General features: G+C 70.2%; 17 protein-coding genes and 1 tRNA gene. 7 read left to right on the forward strand and 11 right to left on the reverse strand.

Going from position 1 to position 19117, the window contains the following annotated elements; translation table 11 throughout:
- Positions 1 to 19: 19 nt before the first annotated feature.
- Both ACWY4P_RS33995 and ACWY4P_RS34000 read right to left on the reverse strand, forming a co-directional pair.
- Positions 20 to 715 (reverse strand): response regulator, encoded by a 696-nt coding sequence (locus tag ACWY4P_RS33995; protein WP_456204372.1) that lies wholly within the window; start codon positions 713 to 715, stop codon positions 20 to 22.
- A complete protein-coding gene (locus tag ACWY4P_RS34000; protein WP_456213152.1) occupies positions 712 to 2454 on the reverse strand; it encodes a sensor histidine kinase in 1743 nt (580 codons plus the stop codon). Before ACWY4P_RS34000 ends, ACWY4P_RS33995 begins: the two co-directional genes overlap by 4 nt.
- Before the next feature lie 226 nt (positions 2455 to 2680).
- Here ACWY4P_RS34000 and ACWY4P_RS34005 point away from each other — a divergent pair, with 226 nt between their 5' ends.
- Genes ACWY4P_RS34005 through ACWY4P_RS34015 form a run of 3 tightly spaced genes read left to right on the forward strand, consistent with a single transcriptional unit; the run spans position 2681 to position 5435 of the window.
- Positions 2681 to 3493, forward strand: coding sequence for an ABC transporter ATP-binding protein (locus ACWY4P_RS34005; protein ID WP_456204373.1), 813 nt, complete (start codon positions 2681 to 2683; stop codon positions 3491 to 3493).
- The gene (locus ACWY4P_RS34010) at positions 3486 to 4358 is read left to right on the forward strand and encodes an ABC transporter permease (protein ID WP_456204374.1); all 873 of its coding nucleotides are present in this window, start codon (positions 3486 to 3488) and stop codon (positions 4356 to 4358) included. Before ACWY4P_RS34005 ends, ACWY4P_RS34010 begins: the two co-directional genes overlap by 8 nt.
- A gap of 48 nt (positions 4359 to 4406) precedes the next feature.
- Positions 4407 to 5435 carry an ABC transporter substrate-binding protein gene (locus ACWY4P_RS34015; protein ID WP_456204375.1) on the forward strand — a complete coding sequence of 343 codons (1029 nt, stop codon included), beginning with the start codon at positions 4407 to 4409 and terminating at the stop codon, positions 5433 to 5435.
- A gap of 570 nt (positions 5436 to 6005) precedes the next feature.
- Here ACWY4P_RS34015 and ACWY4P_RS34020 read toward each other — a convergent pair.
- The 6 genes from ACWY4P_RS34020 to ehuB all read right to left on the reverse strand — a co-directional run bounded on the left by ACWY4P_RS34020 (position 6006) and on the right by ehuB (position 10313).
- Positions 6006 to 6079 (reverse strand) — tRNA-Lys (locus ACWY4P_RS34020).
- Between the two features lie 93 nt (positions 6080 to 6172).
- Entirely contained in the window at positions 6173 to 6934 is a 762-nt protein-coding gene (locus ACWY4P_RS34025) for an IclR family transcriptional regulator domain-containing protein (RefSeq protein ID WP_456204376.1), read from the reverse strand.
- 275 nt (positions 6935 to 7209) lie between these two features.
- Positions 7210 to 7980: an ectoine/hydroxyectoine ABC transporter ATP-binding protein EhuA gene (ehuA, locus tag ACWY4P_RS34030; RefSeq protein WP_456213153.1), complete on the reverse strand. Its 771-nt coding sequence runs from the start codon at positions 7978 to 7980 to the stop codon at positions 7210 to 7212.
- A gap of 22 nt (positions 7981 to 8002) precedes the next feature.
- Positions 8003 to 8653: an ectoine/hydroxyectoine ABC transporter permease subunit EhuD gene (gene ehuD / locus ACWY4P_RS34035; RefSeq protein ID WP_456204377.1), complete on the reverse strand. Its 651-nt coding sequence runs from the start codon at positions 8651 to 8653 to the stop codon at positions 8003 to 8005.
- Positions 8650 to 9402 carry an ectoine/hydroxyectoine ABC transporter permease subunit EhuC gene (gene ehuC, locus ACWY4P_RS34040; RefSeq protein WP_456204378.1) on the reverse strand — a complete coding sequence of 251 codons (753 nt, stop codon included), beginning with the start codon at positions 9400 to 9402 and terminating at the stop codon, positions 8650 to 8652. Before ehuC ends, ehuD begins: the two co-directional genes overlap by 4 nt.
- On the reverse strand, positions 9399 to 10313 hold the full coding sequence (gene ehuB, locus ACWY4P_RS34045) for an ectoine/hydroxyectoine ABC transporter substrate-binding protein EhuB (protein WP_456204379.1): 915 nt from the start codon (positions 10311 to 10313) through the stop codon (positions 9399 to 9401). Before ehuB ends, ehuC begins: the two co-directional genes overlap by 4 nt.
- 117 nt (positions 10314 to 10430) lie before the next feature.
- On the opposite strand from ehuB, the gene ACWY4P_RS34050 reads away from it, so the two are divergent.
- On the forward strand, positions 10431 to 10931 hold the full coding sequence (locus tag ACWY4P_RS34050) for a DUF3830 family protein (RefSeq protein WP_456204380.1): 501 nt from the start codon (positions 10431 to 10433) through the stop codon (positions 10929 to 10931).
- A gap of 100 nt (positions 10932 to 11031) precedes the next feature.
- Here the strand turns inward: ACWY4P_RS34050 and ACWY4P_RS34055 are convergent, their stop codons facing one another.
- The gene (locus ACWY4P_RS34055; RefSeq protein ID WP_456204381.1) at positions 11032 to 12462 is read right to left on the reverse strand and encodes an amidase; all 1431 of its coding nucleotides are present in this window, start codon (positions 12460 to 12462) and stop codon (positions 11032 to 11034) included.
- A 13-nt stretch (positions 12463 to 12475) separates the two neighbouring features.
- Complete coding sequence (locus tag ACWY4P_RS34060; RefSeq protein ID WP_456204382.1) at positions 12476 to 13423, reverse strand: D-2-hydroxyacid dehydrogenase; 948 nt, start codon at positions 13421 to 13423, stop codon at positions 12476 to 12478.
- 211 nt (positions 13424 to 13634) lie between these two features.
- Here ACWY4P_RS34060 and ACWY4P_RS34065 point away from each other — a divergent pair, with 211 nt between their 5' ends.
- The 3 genes from ACWY4P_RS34065 to ACWY4P_RS34075 all read left to right on the forward strand — a co-directional run bounded on the left by ACWY4P_RS34065 (position 13635) and on the right by ACWY4P_RS34075 (position 16930).
- Positions 13635 to 14696 (forward strand): aspartate racemase/maleate isomerase family protein, encoded by a 1062-nt coding sequence (locus ACWY4P_RS34065; RefSeq protein ID WP_456204383.1) that lies wholly within the window; start codon positions 13635 to 13637, stop codon positions 14694 to 14696.
- A gap of 84 nt (positions 14697 to 14780) precedes the next feature.
- The gene (locus ACWY4P_RS34070; protein ID WP_456204384.1) at positions 14781 to 15539 is read left to right on the forward strand and encodes a maleate cis-trans isomerase family protein; all 759 of its coding nucleotides are present in this window, start codon (positions 14781 to 14783) and stop codon (positions 15537 to 15539) included.
- A 341-nt stretch (positions 15540 to 15880) separates the two neighbouring features.
- Positions 15881 to 16930 (forward strand): LLM class flavin-dependent oxidoreductase, encoded by a 1050-nt coding sequence (locus tag ACWY4P_RS34075; protein WP_456213154.1) that lies wholly within the window; start codon positions 15881 to 15883, stop codon positions 16928 to 16930.
- 30 nt (positions 16931 to 16960) lie between these two features.
- Here ACWY4P_RS34075 and ACWY4P_RS34080 read toward each other — a convergent pair whose 3' ends face one another.
- Positions 16961 to 18820, reverse strand: a complete 1860-nt coding sequence (locus ACWY4P_RS34080) for a putative bifunctional diguanylate cyclase/phosphodiesterase (RefSeq protein WP_456204385.1) — start codon at positions 18818 to 18820, stop codon at positions 16961 to 16963.
- Positions 18821 to 19117 lie beyond the last annotated feature (297 nt).

Below are 19117 nucleotides of genomic sequence, written 5' to 3' on the forward strand. Positions count from 1 at the left end.
GCGGCCACCGGCCGCCCCGTCAGCTCACCGCCACCCAGGAGTAGCGGTGCTCGGGGCGGCCGGTGTCGCCGTATTTGAGGGTGAGACTGATCCGGCCCGCGTGTTCCAGATACTTGAGATAGCGCTGGGCGGTGGAGCGGCTGATGCCGGTGCGCTCGGCGACCTCATGCGCGGACAGCGGATGGTCGGCCTGGTCCAGGGCGCGGCGGATGAGGTCGACGGTCGGTGCGGAGTGGCCCTTGGGGAGTACGGAGCGGGCGGTCGCGTCGGGGGTCCGGAACGCGCCGAAGATGCGGTCCACCCGCTCCTGGCCCGTCTCACCGCGCCCGCCGACCCCCTCCAGCGTATGGCGCAGCGTCATATAGCCGTCGAGCTTGGCCCGTAGCCCCGCGAAGTTGAACGGCTTGACCAGGTACTGCAGCGCGCCGTACCGCATGGCGGCCTGGACGGTGGCGACGTCGCAGGCCGCCGTCACCATGATCACATCCGCGTGGTGGCCGAGCTGCCGCATCCGGCGTACGAGGGTCAGCCCGGTCTCGTCGGGCAGGTAGTGGTCGAGCAGGACGAGGTCGACGTGGGTGCGCTCCAACGTGGCCAGGGCCTGGGCGGCGGTATGGGCGCGGGCGGCGACCCGGAAGCCGGGCATCTGGGCCACATACGCGGAGTTGATCTCGGCGACGTGGAAGTCGTCGTCCACGACGAGGACGTCGATCATCGTGACTCTCCCGCTGCGGTGAGCTGCTGGATGGGCGTGTTGTCTGTGCGGCCGCCGTCGGCCGGGGCCTGTTCCCGGCCGCACGAGACGGAGGCCGGGCCCGGGTCCGGATCCGGGCCCGGGGTAGCGGCTCCGTCCAGGTCGAGCGCTTCGGGCAGGATGACGGTGAACACCGCGCCCCCGCCCGCCCGGGCGGTGACCCGGGCCATCCCGCCGTACCGCTCGGCGAGCCGCCGCACCAGGGCCAGACCGATGCCCCGGCCGCGCGGGGACGGCGCCGGGGAGGGGGCGGCCCGCTTGGTGGACCAGCCCTCGGCGAAGATCTGTTCGCGCATCTCGGGTGGCACGCCCGGGCCGTTGTCGCTGACGCGCAGTACGGCGGTGGCGCCCTCGGCACGCAGCTCGACCTCGATGAACGGGTCGGGGCTGGACCGCGCGGCCACGGCGTCCAGCGCATTGTCGATCAGGTTGCCGAGCACGGTCACCAGGTCGCGCGGGTCGACCACCCGCTCGGACAGCAGCGTCTGGGGCGAGACGCGCAGGGAAACCCCGCGCTCGGCCACGATGGCGGCCTTCCCGACGAGCAGCGCCGAGAGCAGCGGGTCGCGCACCCGCTCGGAAACCTGCTCGGCGGAGGCCCGATGGGTGGCGGTGAGGCCGGCGATGAATTCCGCCGCCCGCTGGTACAGCCCGAGTTCGAGCAGCCCGAGCAGGGTGTGCAGCCGATTGGCGTGTTCGTGGCCCTGGGCGCGCAGCGCGTCCAGCAGCCCGCGGGTGGAGTCCAGCTCCCGGCCCAGCAGCTCCAGTTCGGTGCGGTCGCGCAGCGTCGCCACCGCACCGCCGTCCTTGGTCGGCATACGGTTGGCCACCAGGACCCGGCCACCGCTGACCGTCAGCAGATCGGCCCCGTCCGCCCGCCCCGCCAGCACCTCCGTGGTACGGCCCGGGGGCAGCGCCTCCTCCAGCGTGTGGCCGGTGGCGTCCGCGCCGACGCCGAGCAGCCGCCGTGCCTCGTCGTTGATCAGGCGTATCCGGCCCTCCCGGTCGAAGGCGACGACGCCCTCGCGGATGCCGTGCAGCATCGCCTCGCGCTCGTCGAGCAGTGCCGAGATATCGGCGAACGCGACCCCGTGTGTACGGCGGTGCAGACTGCGCGAGACACCGATCGCGGCCAGCACACCGACGGCGAGCGCCAGACCCGCGTACAGCAGCAGCCGGGGCAGGGTGGCGAGCAGCTGGTCGTGGACGCTGCCGTAGCCGATGCCGACCGACACCGCGCCGACGATCTTCCCGTCGGCGGTGCGCAGCGGCACCTTGGCGCGGGCCGAGCGACCCAGGGTGCCGACGTCGATCTGCATGACCTGCTGCCCGGAGAGCGCCGCCTCCGGATCGGTCGAGACGTGTTCGCCGATGCGCTCGGCGTTGGTGTGCGACCAGCGCACACCGCGCCGGTCCAGCACCACGACGTACAGCGCCCCGGTGGCCCGGCGGATCCGCTCGGCCGTCTGCTGCACCGGCCCGCGCGCGCTCGGCCCGGTGGTCAGCAGATCGTGTGCGAGGCCGGGATCGGCGGCGGTGGTCTGGGCGATGGAGAGCGCCTTGTGCATCGCCTGGTCGTCGATCTCGGAGCTGAGCGGGGCGAGGAAGAGCCCGGTGGCGAGCACCATCACCCCGGCGGTGAGGGTCAGCTGCACGGCCAGTACCTGGGCGGAGACGCGTCTGGGCCAGCGGATCCGCATCTCGGTCACCCCCGTCTCCAGGTCCTCCGCACAGGCGGTAGGAGCTATTCCGTTTACGTCGCTGCAATCGCACGGTAAGGGCGCTCTGTGCTGGTTGCCCAGGGTCCGTAGCGGATTCGTTGCCGTAGCGCGAGCTAAACGAGCAGAACGGGGTTTGTGCGCACAAGAACGCGTTGTGCCCATAAGGCTGCCGGTGTGGCCCGCGCCACTCCTAGCCTCCTCGGCCATGAGCAGACAAACGAGCCCTGCCATCGAGTTGCGGGGCGCTAGCAAGGTGTTCCGGACTCCGTCCGGGGGCCTCCACACCGCCGTCAGGGATCTGGACCTGACCGTCGGGCGGGGCGAGTTCGTCGCCGTGGTCGGCCCTACCGGATGCGGCAAGTCCACGACGCTGACGCTGGTCAGCGGGTTGGAAGAGCCCACGGAAGGCGATGTGCTGGTGACCGGCGAGCCGGTCAGCGGCATCGGGTCCAAGGTCGGCTTCGTCTTCCAGCAGGACGCCGTCTTCCCCTGGCGCAGCGTGCTGTCCAACGTGATGGCCGGGCCCCGCTTCCGCGGCGTACCGAAGGCGGAGGCGAAGGAACGGGCGCGCGAATGGCTCGCCCGGGTCGGGCTCTCGTCCTTCGAGGACCGCTACCCGCACCAGCTGTCCGGCGGCCAGCGCAAGCGCGTCGCGCTCGCGGCCACCTTCGTCAACGACCCCGAGATCCTGCTCATGGACGAGCCGTTCTCGGCGCTCGATGTCCAGACCCGGGCGCTGATGTCCGACGAACTGCTCGAGCTGTGGTCCGGGACCGGCGCCTCCGTCGTCTTCGTCACCCACGACCTGGAGGAGTCGATCGCCCTCGCCGACAAGGTCGTGGTCATGACGGCCGGCCCGGCCACCGTCAAGGAAGTGTTCGAGATCGATCTGCCACGGCCCCGCAAGGTCGAGTCGGTGCGGCTGGAGCCCCGGTTCATCGAGATCTACCGCGAGATCTGGTCCTCGCTCGGCGAAGAGGTGCGGATCACCCGCGAGAGAGGAGCCTCGAATGCCTGAGACGACGACTGCCGTACGCAAGCACAACGCGGGTAAAGAGGGCACGAGCCGCACGACGGCCAGAACACGGGCCGCCCGCAAACGCGCGATCCTCGTCCAGAGCACCCGCGCGCTGCTGCTCATCGCGGTCATCGGACTGTGGGAGTGGCTCGCCCGGACCTCCGTCATCGACCCGTTCAACTTCTCGATGCCCTCGAAGATCTGGGACCAGCTACAGGACTGGATCCAGCACGGCACCGCGCAGGGCCCCCTGTGGGAACAGGTCTGGGCAACGCTTCAGGAGGCGCTCCTCGGGTGGGTCATCGGCGTGGCCGCGGGCGTCGTCCTGGGCATCGGACTGGGCCGCGCCCCCTTCCTCGCCGACGTACTCGGCCCCTACATCAAGGTGCTCAACGCACTGCCCCGGATCGTCCTCGCCCCGATCTTCCTCATCTGGTTCGGCCTCGGACCCGCCTCGAAGGTCGCCTCGGCGGTCGTGCTGGTCTTCTTCCCCGTCTTCTTCAACGCCTTCCAGGGCGCGCGGGAGGTCGACCGCAATCTGGTGGCCAACTCCCGGATCCTCGGCGCGAGCAACCGGCAAGTCACCCTCCAGGTCGTGATCCCCTCCGCCACCTCGTGGATCTTCACCAGCCTGCACGTCAGCTTCGGCTTCGCCCTGATCGGCGCGATCGTCGGCGAGTACATCGGCGCCACGAAGGGGATCGGGCTGCTGGTCGCGACCTCGCAGTCCACGTTCAACGCGGCCGGGGTGTACGCGGCGATGGTGATCCTCGCCGTGGTGGCCCTGCTGGCCGAGGGCCTGCTGACCTTCCTGGAGAGGCGGCTGTTCCGCTGGAAGCCGGCCCAGCCGGGCGCCGACCACTGACGCGACCCTCTCCCCCTGCTGAATTCCTCTCTCTCCCAAGGACGTGACATGCACAGCTATGCCAAGATCTCCGCGGCGGCGGTCGCCGCGGCGCTCGCCCTGACCACCCTCACCGGATGCGGCAGCGACTCCGGCGGGGACGGCAAGGACGGCAAGGTCAAGATCATGGTGGGTGGCCTGGACAAGGTCATCTACCTGCCCGCGATGCTCACCCAGCGGCTCGGCTACTTCAAGGACGAGGGCCTCGACGTCCAGCTCCTCACCGAGCCGGCCGGTGTCCAGGCCGAAACCTCCCTGGTGGCCGGCGAGGTGCAGGGCGCCGTCGGCTTCTACGACCACACGCTGGACCTCCAGGTCAAGGGCAAGCAGGTGGAGTCCGTCGTGCAGTTCTCCCACGCGCCCGGTGAGGTGGAGATCGTCTCCAACAAGGCGGCGGGGCAGATCGCCTCGCCCAAGGACTTCAACGGCAAGAAGCTCGGCGTCACCGGCCTCGGCTCCTCCACCGACTTCCTCACCAAGTACCTGGCCGTGAACAGCGGCGTGAAGACCAGCGAGTTCACCCCGGTCGCGGTCGGCGCGGGCCAGACCTTCATCGCGGCGCTGAAGCAGGGCTCGATCCAGGGCGGCATGACCACCGACCCCACCGTCGCCCAGATCATGGACCAGAAGCTCGGCAAGATCCTCATCGACATGCGCACCCCCGAGGGCTCCAAGGCCGCCCTCGGCGGCCCGTACCCCTCCTCCAGCCTCTACATGAACACGTCCTGGGTGAACAGCCACAAGGACACGGTCCAGAAGCTGGCCAACGCCTTCGTGAAGACCCTCAAGTGGATGTCCACCCACACCCCCGAGGAAATCGCCGCCAAGATGCCGGCCGACTACGCCCAGGGCGGCAAGGAGCTCTACGCCCAGGCGATCAAGTCCACCCTGCCGATGTTCACCAAGGACGGCGTCATGCCGGCGGACGGCCCGGCCACGGTCGAGCGCGTCCTGAAGTCCTTCAACCCGAACCTGAAGAACGCCACGGTGGACCTGAACAAGACCTACACCACGGAGTTCGTGAAGAAGGCGGGCTGATACCGGGCCGGAAATCGCGACTGGGGTTTCTCGGAGAACCGAGAAACCCCAGGTCAGTGACGTAATCCGAGGCACGCCACAGGAGACTCGCCCCGGACCCACTCGGACGCGTGCTCTCGGACGGCGGATCATCGAACGAATCCTGCAGAGGACGAGCCCCGCGTACGCGGGGAGCAGGAGACGGCGATCAGCTGGGAATGTGTGAGGTCGGGACCAACCCCGCGTGCGCGGGGAACAGAGGGCGTGACCTGCGGATTTAGGTGGTCACGTAGCGCTTTTTGCTTACTCTCAAAGATTCGGACACTGCTGTCTTTTCTGGCGTATGGGCTGATTATGGGTGACGTGAGCCACCTCTCCGATGGTATTGGTCATTCTGTGCCCTGCGTCCAGTGCCGGTCCGCTTGGGCGCCTGAAAAACGGGCGAACCCGAAGCGCCACGCCGTCGGCCGGTGTCGCCACCGACGCGATCTCGGTGCACGGACCCAGCCCAGCCCCATGACCCGCCCCAAACGAAACTGGGGTTTCTCGGAGAACCGAGAAACCCCAGGTCAGTGGCCGTAAAAACCAAGGTGCGCCGCCAGGGACTCGAACCCCGGACCCGCTGATTAAGAGTCAGCTGCTCTAACCAACTGAGCTAGCGGCGCCTGCTGACGCCATAAATAGTACCCGGTCGGAGGGGGTGCTCCTGACCTCCTCCTGGCCGCCCTGGCCCGCGGCCTCTCAGATCGTGAGGGACATCAGATCGTGAGGGAGAGCAGCACCGGGGCCGCCTCCCGGTTCAGGGTGTACGCGGCCTGGCGCAGGCGGTGGGCGTGCTCCAGGGGGAGGGAGAGGGCGAGGCAGCCGGCTGAGCGGCCGGCGGTTATGGGGACGGCGGCGCAGACCGTGCCGACGGCGTATTCCTGAAGGTCGAGGACGGGGACCGTGGCGGGCTGGCTTTCCAGCTTGCGGAAGAGGATCTTCTCGCTGGTCGTCGTGCGGGAGGTGAGCCGGACGGTCTTGTGGCGGGAGAAGTGGTCGCGGCGGCCGTCGTGGTCGAGCTGGGTCAGCAGGCACTTGCCGACGGCCATGGCGTGGGCCGCGGAGCGGAAGTCGACCCATTCGTTGACCTTGGGGGTGCGGGGGCTGTCGGCGTACTGGGTGATCCGGACCTCGCCGTCGATGTAGCGGCTGAGGTAGATCGCCGCGCCGACCGAGTCGCGCAGGGCGGCGAGCGACTTCTGGAGCTTGTGCTCGACGGCGGTCTGGTGGTCGGAGCCGGAGGAGCCCAGGAGGGACAGGGAGGTGCCGCCCACATAGGCCCCGTCCGCGACCTGCTCCACATAGCCCTCGCGGCGCAGCATCCGCAGCAGCTGGGCGAGGTGCGCCGGTGGCAGGCCGGTTTCGCGGGCGATGCCGGCGTCGGTCACGCCGTTGGTGTGGTGGGAGACGACTTCGAGGACCCGGAGGGCGTGCCGTACCGAGTGGAACGGCGCGGTCGACTCGGGCTTGAGCGCCACGGTTTCCCCCCTAGCAGGTTGTGACCGCTTGCGTCGGCGCCGTCGCCGCAGGTCATGGCCATAGGGTCACCTCAGGGTCACCCAGCGGCGGCTTTGTGCGGCGCGGCTTCGTACCACGATAGCCGCCAAGCGGGCGATTCGGTGCGGGTGTTGAACATATTGATGGCGTGCGGCGGGCCGCTCAGCAGCGCTGCGCCACTCTGGCATATGCCACAGGCATGCCCTGTGGGCGGCGGGCCGGCGGTAGGTCCGCCGGTCCGCCGCGCCATCACCCGCTACAGCACCGCGCTCAGAAACTCGCGGGTACGCTCGTGCTCCGGCTCGGTGAAGATCTTCTCCGGTGGCCCGGCCTCGATCACCCGGCCCGAGTCGAACATCAGCACCTCGTCGGAGATGTCCCGGGCGAAGTTCATCTCGTGCGTGACGCACAGCATCGTGATGTCCGTCGTGTGAGCGATATCACGCAGTACGTCCAGCACCCCGGCCACCAGCTCCGGGTCGAGCGCCGAGGTCACCTCGTCCAGCAGCATCACCCGCGGCCGCATCGCCAGCGCCCGGGCGATCGCCACCCGCTGCTGCTGCCCGCCCGACAGCTGTGTCGGGTACGCGTCGCACTTGTCGCCGAGCCCGACCAGGTCCAGCAGCTCGCGCGCCCGCGCCTCGGCCTCGTCCTTGCTCAGGCCCAGCACATGCACCGGGGCTTCGGTGATGTTCCGCAGCACCCGCATGTTCGGGAAGAGGTTGAACTGCTGGAAGACCATTCCGATCTTCTTGCGCACCTCGCGGGTGTGCTTCTCGCCCGCCTCGACCAGCTTTCCGCCGCGGTTCTCATGGGTGAGACATTCACCGTCGACCTGGATCTTGCCCTGGTCCGGCTTGATCAGCGTCATCAGCAGCCGCAGGATCGTGGTCTTGCCGGACCCGGAAGGGCCGATGAGCGTCACATGCTTCCCGGAGGACACCGAGAAGTCGAGGTCGTCGAGGACCGTGATGTCTCCGAAGCGCTTGGTCACCCGGTCGAAGCGGATCAGTTCGCTGCCGTCCACGGCAGGGTTGGTGTGTTCGGTTTCAGTGGCCAAGGCGTCGCTCCAGGGCTCGCATAAGTAGGGATGCCGGATAGGCGATGAGGATGAAGGCGATGCCGACCATCGTGTAGGGCTCGATGTACTCGAAGGACGTGGCGCCGTGCGCCCGTGCCTTCTGGAGCATGTCGACGACCCCGATGAGTGCGAGCATCGGCGAGTCCTTCAGCATCGCGATCACGTAGTTGCCGAGGGCCGGCACCACTCGGCGGATCGCCTGCGGCAGGATCACCGCGATCCAGGTGCGGCCGCGCGAGAGGCTGAGCGCGGTGCACGCCTCCCACTGGCCCTTGGGCACCCCGTCGATGCCGGCCCGGTACACCTCGGCGGTGTACGTCGAGTAGTGCAGGCCGAGCGCGATCACCCCGGTGGTCAGCGCGGAGAACTTGATGTCCCAGGTCGGCAGCACGTAGTAGAAGAAGAACAGCTGGACCAGCAGCGGGGTGTTGCGGATGAACTCCACCACCGCGGCCACCGGCCAGCGCACGAAGCGCGTCGGTGAGCGGAAGGCCAGCGCCCACACCAGCCCCAGGGCGAAGGACAGTACCGAGCCCAGGACGGTCGCCTCGAGAGTGATCAGCAGCCCGTCGCCCAGCTGGGGGAGGAAGTCCTTGGCGACGTCCCAGTTCCAGTTCACTGGGCACCTCCCGAAGTGATCAGGTTGGAGGACTGCTCGGTCTCCTGTTTGGCGGACAGCTTCCGGGTGACCAGCGTGCCCTTCCCGCGCCGGTCCGGCGCCTGCCCGATGCTCGCCTTGGCGCGCCGTTCCAGCAGCCGCATCAGCCGGGTGAGGACGAAGGCCAGCGCGAAGTAGAGGGCGAGGATGATCGAGTAGATCTCCAGGCTGTCACCGGTCGCCAGCCGCGAGAGCTGGGCGGCGAAGGTGATGTCCGCGACGCTCACCGCGGAGACCAGCGCCGTCGCCTTCAACAGCTCGATCAGGAGGTTGTTGAAGGGCGGGATCATCTCGGGGATCGCCTGCGGCAGGATCACCCGCCGCATCCGCTGCGCGGGCGTGAAGCTGAGCGCGATCGCCGCCTCACGCTGCGCGGGGGACACGGCGGCGACCGCGCCGCGCACGATCTCGGAGCCGTACGCGCCGTACGTCAGGCCCAGGGCGAGCACCGCCGCCCACATCGGCACCAGCTGGAACTGGAACCCCAGCGGCATCACGAAGAACAGCCAGAACATCAGCACCAGGGCCGAGGTACCGCGGAAGATCTCGACGTAGAAGCCCGTGAGGAAGCGGACGATCCACAGCCTGGAGGTACGGGCGATGCCGACCCCGAAGGCGACGACGGCGGCGAAGAGCGCGCTGTACAGGGTGAGCTGGATGGTGATCCAGATCCCCGGAAGGAGCCATTTCTCCCATAGTCCGGCTGTCATCGGCACAGCTCCTTGGCGGTCAGATCCGTCATCTCGGCCTTGGTGAAGCCGAACGGCCGCACGATGCGCAGGAGTTCGCCGCTCTTCTTCATCTTGTGCAGCTCGACGTTGAAGGCGTCCCGGAGCTTGGTCTCCTCCGGGCGGAAGGCGAAGCCGCCCGCGCCGATGTCCGGCTTGCCGTCGAGCAGCGCCTGGAATGGCTCGGTCGCCTCGACCCGGCGGCCCCCGCTCTGCCGGATCACGTTGCGCACCGTCACCGCCGTACCCGCGAAGGCGTCCGCGCGGCCTTGCTCGACCGCCAGCAGCCCGGCCAGTTGGTCCGGGAGCACCATGATGTCGCTCTCCTTCACCCCGGCGTTGACCGCGTAGCCGATCTGGGCGTACGCGGAGCCGCTGGCGAGCTTGGCCCCGGTCTTGACGATGTCCTCGTACTTGTGAAGGTTCTTGGGATTGCCCTTGCGCACGATGAACGAGTCACCGACGCGGTAGTCGGGATCCGAGAAGATCACCTGCTGGCAGCGATCCGGGTTGATGTACATGCCGGCGGAGACCACGTCGAATTGCTGTGCGCGCAGCCCAGGGATCAGCGAGGCGAACTCGGTCGGAACCGGCTGGACGCGTTCCACCCCCAGCCGTTTGAAGATCACCTTCGCGATTTCCGGCGCCTCGCCGGTGAACTCTCCGTCCTTGTCGATGTATCCGAACGGGATCTCACCCGCGATGCCCAGGCGTACCGTCCCCTGCGAGCGCAGGCGCTCCAGTAGATTTCCCCCGTCTTTGGAATCGGCGCTGGACACCCGGCTGCAGCCCGTGGCGCCCAGCAGACCCATGGCCGCCCCGCCCGCCAGAAGCGCGCGGCGGTCCAGCCGTCTTCCGCTGATGTCCTTGTGTATCCGTCGTGGTGGAGCCATGGGCGCGCGGCTACCCGACCTCGCGGAATATATGCAGATCGTTTTCGGCCCTTGACGCTTGGCCGGGCTGGGTAGGCGCTCCCGGCAACAGGTCCGGAAACGAGTGGGAGGAATGTCATGGCTGATCGGTTTATCGAGGTATCACTTGCCAAACGGGGCGTGACCTGCACGGCGAAACTCCTCGACGACCGCGCGCCCGTCACCTGCGAGGCGGTGTGGAACGCGCTGCCTCTGGGCGGCGACGTCTACCACGCCAAGTACGCGCGCAACGAGATCTACGCGCTGCTGCCCCCCTTCGCCCCCGAGGAGCCACCCCTGGAGAACCCGACCATCACCCCCATCCCCGGCGACCTGTGCTACTTCAGCTTCACCGACACTCAGCTGGGCACCGCCTCCTACGGCTATGAGCAGCAGGCCAAGCACCAGGGCGAGCGGCAGGTCGTCGACCTCGCGCTCTTCTACGAGCGCAACAACCTGCTGATCAACGGCGACGCCGGGTGGGTGCCGGGCATCGTCTGGGGCGCGGTCGTCGACGGCCTCGACCGGATGGCCGACGCCTGCCAGGACCTGTGGCGGGCCGGCGCCCTGGGGGAGACGCTGAGCTTCCGCCGGGCGTAGGCGGCGGGCGGCGGACGGCGGCCGGCCCCGCCCCATCCGGGCTGGATGGCCCGGATGGGGCGGGGCGGTGGGTGGCGGGGCGGCAGGGTGGCCGCCGCTGTCAGCCGGCCGCCGGTGCCGCCGTCGGCGGCCTGACGTCGTCCGCCAGCCCCGCCTCGTACAGCGCGTGCGCCGCCCGCAGCACCACCGCGTCCGCGTGGCGGGCGGCCACCAGCTGCACCCCGATCGGCAGCCCGTCGGCGGACAGCCCGCAGGGCAGGCTCGCCGCGGGCTGCTGGGTCATGTTGAAGGGGTAGGTGAAGGGCGTCCAGCCGGTCCACCGGGCGTGACCGGACCCCTTCGGCACCTCCACCCCCGCCTCGAAGGCGGTGATCGGCAGCGTCGGGGTGACCAGCAGGTCGTACGCGGAGTGGAACCGTCCCATGGCCTGCCCGAGCGCCATGCGCACATCCACGGCGGCCAGATAGTCCAGCGCGCTGTACGAGGCCCCCTGGGCGCAGATCTCGCGCAGTCCCGGATCCAGCAGCTCCCACCGGTCCTGCCCGAGCGGCTGCACCACTCGCGCCGCCCCGCTGAACCACAGCGTGTGGAACGCCTCGACCGGGTCCTCGATCCCCGGATCGATCTCTTCCACGGACGCGCCCAGGTCGGCCAGCAGGTCCACCGCCCGCCGCACCGCCGCTGCCACCTCCGGGTCGACCGCTGCCGACCCGCCGAGCGCCGGGCTGTAGGCGACGCGCAGCCCGTCCACGCCACCCCCGCCCGCCGTGATCGTCTCGTAGAAGCTGCCTTCCGGAGCCGTGAGCTGGGACCAGTCGCGCCAGTCCGGGCCGGAGATCACATCCATCAGGAGAGCCGCGTCGGCCGCGTCCCGTGTCATCGGCCCCACATGCGCGAGCGTTCCGAACGGGCTCGCCGGATACAGCGGAACCCTCCCATAGGTGGGTTTCAGCGCGAAGACGCCGCAGAAGGACGCCGGGATACGCACCGAACCGCCGCCGTCCGTCCCCAGGCTCAGCGGACCCGCGCCCAGCGCCACCGCGGCAGCACTGCCCCCGCTGGAGCCGCCCGCGGTGCGCCCCGGGTCGTACGGGTTGCCGGTCACCCCGTACAGCGGGCTGTCCGTGACGCCCTTCCAGCCGAACTCCGGCGTCGTCGTCTTCCCCAGGAACACCGCGCCGTGCTCACGCAGCCGGGCCACCGAGGGCGCGTCCTCGTCCCATGCCCGGCCCTCGGCCGGAACGGTCAGCGAGCCGCGCAGCGTGGGGCCGCCGCGCTGTAGCAGGATGTCCTTCACCGAGACCGGCACGCCGTCCACCAGACCGGCGGGTTCGCCGCGCCGCCACCGCTCGGCCGACTCCTCGGCCTGCCGCAGCGCCGCTTCCGCGTCCACCCGGCTGAACGCGTTGACCTCTGGCTGGATCTGTTCGATCCGCTCCAGGGCGGCGCGAGTCGCCTCGACGGGGGAGAGGTCGCCGGAGGCGTACCGCTTGAGGAGTTGAACCGCTGTCAGATCGTGGATATCGGTCATCCACCCTCTCCTTTTAGTCGACCGGTACGTATCCCAGGCGCTTGTCGACGACGTTGAGCAGCGGTTCGCCCGCGGCCCAGCGGTCGTAGTTGTCCTGGAACTGCTCGGCGAGCTGGTCCCGCCAGCCGACCGTGTCGCCGCTCATATGGGGCGAGACGAACAGCCCCGGCACGTCCCACAGGGGGTCGTCGGCGGCCAGCGGCTCGTGCTCGAACACGTCCAGCGCCGCGCCGCCGATACCCCGCGCGACCAGCGCCGCCACCAGGTCGTCCTGGACGACCAGCTGCCCGCGCCCCACGTTGATGAACAGGGCGCTCGACTTCATCCGGGCGAAGGCCTCGCGCCCGAACATGCCGCGCGTGCCGCCGGTCAGCGGCGCCGCGCAGATCACCCAGTCGGCCTCCGGCAGCAGCGCGTTCAGCTCGTCGGCGCCGCGCACGCCTTCACGCGCCGTACGCCCCACCAGGTCGACCACGATGCCGAGCGCGTCCAGCGTACGGCCGATGGCCCGGCCGATCGGGCCGGCGCCGACGACGACCGCCCGGCTCCCGGCCAGCCGTACCGTCTCGCGATGGCGCCAGCGGCGCTGCCGCTGAAGCTCCCAACTTCCGTAGAAGTCCTTGGCCATGGCGATGACGAGCCCCGCGACATACTCGGCGATCGGCTGCTCGAAGACGCCCCGGGCGTTGGTCAACACGGTTTCGGATTCGGTCAGCTCGGGGCACATCAGCCGGTCCACGCCCGCGCTCGCGGTGTGGACCCAGCGCGGTCGGGGGCCGCTGCCGGGCCAGGCGGCGCGTACCGCGTCGGAGGCGAAGTCCCAGACCAGCAGGGCGTCGGCGGTGGGCAGCAGTTCGGGTAGCGAGGACTCGTCGCACACAAGGATCCTGGCCCGGCCGGCAAGCCGGTCGAGACGGGCGGGAGGGTCGTCGCCGAAGACGACAACGGTGCTTTCGGTCATAGGCGGGAAACCGTTTCGAAACGTAGGTCCGCTTGGCTGTCGGGGGTGTTCGGGAAGTCGCCTCAGAGCGAGGATTGACCACGCTAGGCAGCGGAAACTACCGTCGTCAACAACGGCATCGCTCCGGCATCTGTCCCGACGTCCCGGCATTCAGGCCGGCTCTTTCCCTCTGGCCAATGGTCCAGCCCTCCGTTGTGTATTGGGGCTCGATATGGACGTCTCTTTTCTGGGTGGCCCGCAGCCGCAGCGCGGTGTGGGCGTCGTCGCACCATTCGATTTCGCGCTCGATCGTGAGCTGTGGCGCTGGGTGCCCGATGAGGTCTCCTTGCATCTGACCCGCACTCCGTTCGTCCCGGTCGAGGTGAGCCTCGATCTGGCGCGGCTCGTCAGCGAGCACGAGACTCTGCACGACGCGGTGCGCGCCCTGTGCGCGATCGCGCCCGAGGTGGTGGCGTACGCCTGTACGTCGGGCAGCTTCGTCGGCGGCGTCGCCGGTGAGCGCGCGATGTGCGCGGCGATGACGCAGGCGGGCGAGATGCCGTCGCTCACCACGTCGGGAGCGCTGCTCGACGCGCTGCGGGAGATCGGCGCCCGGCGCATCGCCGTGGTGACTCCCTATACGAAGTCGGTGACCGACTCCCTGGAGGAGTACCTGGGCGAGGCCGGGATCACCGTGACCGGGCGAGCGTACCTCGGGCTGACCAGGCACATCTGGAAGGTGCCCTACCGCGACGTGGTCGACATGGCGCGGCAGGCGGTGGTCGGCGCGGCCGACGCGCTCTTCATCAGCTGCACCAACCTCCCCACGTACGACGTGATCCCGCAGCTGGAGGCCGAGCTGAGGATGCCCGTCCTCTCGGCGAACCAGGTGACGATGTGGGCGGCGCTGCGGGCGATCGGCGAACGGGCGGTCGGGCCGTACCAGGCGCTGATGGACCTGGCGGCCCGGCGCGGCCCGGCGGGGATGGCGGGTCCGCCGGGACTGGCCGACTCGGCGGGGCCGGCGGGTCCGGGCGGCCCGGTGATCGACCCCACAAGACCCGTCGCGGGGGCGATGGATCACCTGGTCGGGCCGGTGGAGCCCGTGGTGATTCCCTCCGTGCCGCTGGCCGATCCCGCCCCGTCCCTGCCCATGCCGGAGCCCGAGGCGGCGCTGGCCGGGCCGCCGCTGGCGCCGGACGGGGAGCCGGTGGACGGGCTGGACTCGTTCGGCTCCGGGATGGGGGATGCCCCGTACCGGGACGAGCCGGGAGGTACTCCGCCGACGGCGTGAGGGAACGCGATGGGCGGCCGCGGTGTATGAGAAGTGTCAGGCGGACGGGGCGGCGCCCGAGGGGGCCGCTGAAGGGAGGCAGCCATGGTGGAAGCGGTGACGGACAGGGCCGAGGGTGAGCCGGTGGGCGACAGCGTGGGCTTCCTCTACCCGGGATACTCCGCCGAGGACGACTATCCGCGGCTCGAAGCCATCCTCGGCGCCGGGGTCCGGCTCCCCCTCGTCCATACCGACATCGGCGAGGACGCCCACCGTGTGGACGCCCTGCTGGAGATGGGCTCGGCCGCCCGTCTCGCCGCCGGGGTGGGGGAGCTGAAGGCGCGCGGCGCCCGGGCCGTGGTCTGGGCCTGCACCAGCGCCAGCTTCGTCTTCGGCTGGGACGGCGCGCATGAACAGGTGCGCGAGCTGTCGGAGACGGCGGGCCTGCCCGCCTCCAGTACGTCCTTCGCCTTCGCGCACGCCGTGCAAGCGCTCGGCGCCGAGCGGGTCGCCATCGCCGCGACCTATCCGGAGGATGTCGCGGATCACTTCAGGGCCTTCCTCAAGGCGGCAGGGGCGGAGGTCGTCGCGATGCGCGGCAGCGGGATCATCACCGCCGCCGAGGTCGGCACCTGGGGTCGGGAAGAGGTTCTGCACATGGCCCGCGCCGGCGACCATCCCGACGCCCAGGCGGTGCTCCTTCCGGACACCGCCCTGCACACCGCCGCCTGGATACCCGACCTGGAGGAGGCCCTCGGCAAGCCGGTGCTCACGGCGAACCAGGTCACGGTCTGGGAGGGGCTGCGGCTGCTCGGGAGGGAGGTGCCGTCCGACCGGCTCGGGGAGCTTTTCCGCCGTGCGTGAGCCCCACGGGAGCAACGGGAGCCCGGCGATGCAGGCGATGCAGGCGATGCAGGCGATGCAGGCGATGAAAGGGAGCCGGAGCCCCGCGGGAATAAAACGGAGCCATTCTCCGGTTGGCAGTCTGCGGTGCGGCGTGACGCACACAGAACAGCGCAGACAGGGCGACAGGGAGGCGGGCCACCGTGGCCGACCAGCAGGACGGGCAGGACCGGCAGGGCGAGCAGAACCGGCAGCAGGGCGGGGAGAGCCCGCCAAGCGCACAGGGTGGGCCTGGCCCCCAGCGTGAGCAGGGCGGGGCGCAGGACCACGGCCTCTCTGCCACGCCCCAGGGCAGCGCCCCCATTCCGCTCTCGGTGCTGGACCTGGCGACCGTCGGCAGCGGGCTGACCGCCGCGCAGGCGCTGCGGACCACCGTGGCGCTCGCCCAGCTCACCGAGCGGCGGGGCTTCCATCGGTTCTGGGTGGCCGAGCACCACTCCATGCCCGGCGTCGCCAGCTCCTCCCCGGCGGTGATCCTGGCCCACCTGGCCGCGCACACGGAGCGGATCCGGCTCGGTTCCGGCGGGGTCATGCTGCCCAACCACGCGCCGCTCGTCATCGCCGAGCAGTTCGGGACGCTGGAGGCGCTGGCACCCGGGCGGGTGGACCTGGGGCTGGGGCGGGCGCCGGGGACCGACGGGGCCACGGCCGCCGCGCTGCGCCGCACCGACCGGCTCGGCGAGGGCGCCGACGACTTCCCGCAGCAGCTCGCCGAGCTGCTCCGGTTCCTCGACGACGACTTCCCGGACGGTCACCGCTACGCGCGCATCCACGCCGTCCCCGGGCCGGTCCAGGGCACGGTGCCCGGCGGGGTGCAGTCCGCCGGCCGGCCCTCGGTGTGGCTGCTGGGGTCCAGCGGCTTCAGCGCCCGGCTCGCCGGAGCGCTCGGCCTGCCGTTCTCCTTCGCCCACCACTTCTCCGCGGCGAACACCCTCCCCGCGCTCGACCTCTACCGCCAGTCCTTCCGGCCGTCCGCGGTCCTCGACCGGCCGTACGCCTCGATCGGGGTCTCGGCGTTCGCGGCCGAGGACGAGAAGGAGGCGCGCCGCCAGGTGCTCACCGGCGCGCTGTCGATGGTGCGGCTGCGCACCGGGCGGCCCGGCCTCGTGCCGACCCCTGAGGAGGCGGAGGCGCATGAGTTCAACGTCGTCGAGGAGGACTTCGTCAACAGCTGGCTGACGAACGTCGTGTACGGGACCCCGGACGCGGTGCGCGAGGGACTCGACGGGCTGATCAAGCGGACCGGCGTGGACGAGATCAAGATAACGAGCACGGCGCATGGCCCCGAGGCCAGGCTGCGCTCGTACGAGCTGATCGCCGACGCCTACGACCTGCCGACGGCCGCAGCCTGACCTGCTCGGGGCTCGTCCCGGCCCGGCCCGCTACGGCGCGCCCGTGGCCGCCGGATGGCCGCCGATCATGGCGGAGATACGATCCGGCGGCACCGGGCGGGAGTAGAACCAGCCCTGTCCGGTGTCGCAGCCGATCCGCGCCAGCCGCTCCGCCTGCTCGGCGCTCTCCACGCACTCGGCGGTCACCGTGAGTCCGAGCCGGTGTGCGAGCTCGACGAGCGCTTGGACGATCGTTTCATCTGCCGGGTTCGGGTGTTCCTCCGCCCGGAACCCCTGGACGAACGACCCGTCGAGCTTCAGCGTGGAGACGGGGAGCCGGCTCAGATAGGCGAGGTTGGAGTAGCCGGTGCCGAAGTCGTCGATGGCGATGGCCACCCCCATCTCGCTGAGTTGCAGCAGTGCCTGTAGCGGCCGCCCCGCCGAGCCCATCACCGCGGACTCGGTCAGCTCCAACTGGAGCAGATGCGGCGGCAGCCCCGTCTCGGCGAGGATCGAGCCGACGTCCGCGACCAGATCCGAGTCCCAGACCTGGCGGACCGCCACATTGACGCTGACGATCAGCGGGTTGAGGGGGTGGGCCAACTGCCAGTCGCGGGCCTGCCGGCAGGCCGTCCGCAGCACCCACCGCCCCAGGGGAACGATCGCGCCGTTCTCCTCGGCCAGTGAGATGAACCGATTCGGCGACAGTCTGCCGAAGCGCGGATGCTCCCATCGCACCAGCGCCTCCACGCCCTTCACCACGCCGTCGACCAACCCGACCAGCGGCTGGTAGTCGAGCACGAACTCCTCCCGCTCGACCGCCGGACGCAGCGTGCTGGACAGCGCCTGTCTGGTCATCCGGTGGGCGTTGCGCTCCGGGTCGAAGAGCGTCCAGCGCGCCTTGCCGTCCTCCTTGGCCCAGTACAGCGTGGTGTCCGCGGCCTGCATCAGCCAGGTGGTGTGCGTCCCGGCGGCGGGCCGCTCCACCACGCCGATGCTGGCCGACACCGACAGCCGCTGCCCGGCCACGTCGAACGGCTGCTGTAGTGCCGCCAGTACGGACTTGGCCAGCTCGCACAGCTGCTCGGTACCGGTGGAGTCCCGGACCAGGAGGGCGAACTCATCGCCGCCGAGCCGCGCCACCAGATGACCGTCGGGCGCGGCGCACTCGGTGAGCCGCTGGGCGACCGCGCCGAGGAGCCGGTCTCCGACGCGGTGGCCGAGTGTGTCGTTGATCGCCTTGAAGCCGTCGAGGTCGAGATAGCAGAGCCCGATCCGCCCGGTGCCGCCCCGGTCGTACGCGGCGGACTCCAGCGCGGAGGCCAGCCGCTCGAAGAAGAGATTGCGGTTGGGCAGCCGGGTCACCGGGTCGTGCATCTGCAGATGGCGCAGCCGCCCCTGTAGATCGCGCCGCTCGCTGACGTCGGCCATCGACAGCAGCACACTGCAGCTGTCCGGCATCGGCTCGACGGTGATCTCGGCCCACAGGGCATGGCCGTCGGGGCGTTGCAGCCGACGGGTGCAGCACAGCCGACGGCGGCGGCCGTGCAGCACCTCGCGGTACTCGTTCCAGGTGCGCGGATCCTCGCGCAGATCGGCCAGGTCCGCGGCGCTGCGAGCGATCATCCGGGCCGGCTCGGCGCCCAGCAGCGCGCCGAGCGCGGGGTTGGCGTCGAGCACCGTGCCCTCGCGGTTGATGACGGCCATGGCGAGCCGCGCCGCGTTGAACGCGGCCCGGTAGTCCGCCGCGGGTGCGCCCCCGGGCGGCCCGGCGCTGGGCGCCGCGTTACGTTCCGTGATCGTCGGCAGAGTCGCGCCGGGCGCGCGGCCCAGGCCGTCGGTGGATCCGCTCACCGCTCGCTCCCGCGTGGCGCTCGTCTCGTACAGGTCTGTCGTACACGTCTTGTGCATGTCTCACACCGGGTGCCGGGCGGGCCGTGAATGCCCGCCCGAATAGGGAGTCCCCGCTGGAAATGTGCCGATCATAGAGGCTCGTGCTCCGGCCGTTCCAACAATGCGATCGCGACTATTGATGCGTTGTACATCTGTTTGGTCGTATCTGTTCGACTCTGCACGGACTCACTGCCCTCACGACCGACTGTGACCGTCTGTTACGTACCCGCATCCGGGCCGGTTCACTCGACTGGGCCAGCCGAACAGGGCGTACCGCGCGCATCCGCCTGAGGGTGGATGGGGTGGTCCGACTAT

This window comes from Streptomyces sp. LZ34 (assembly GCF_053890475.1).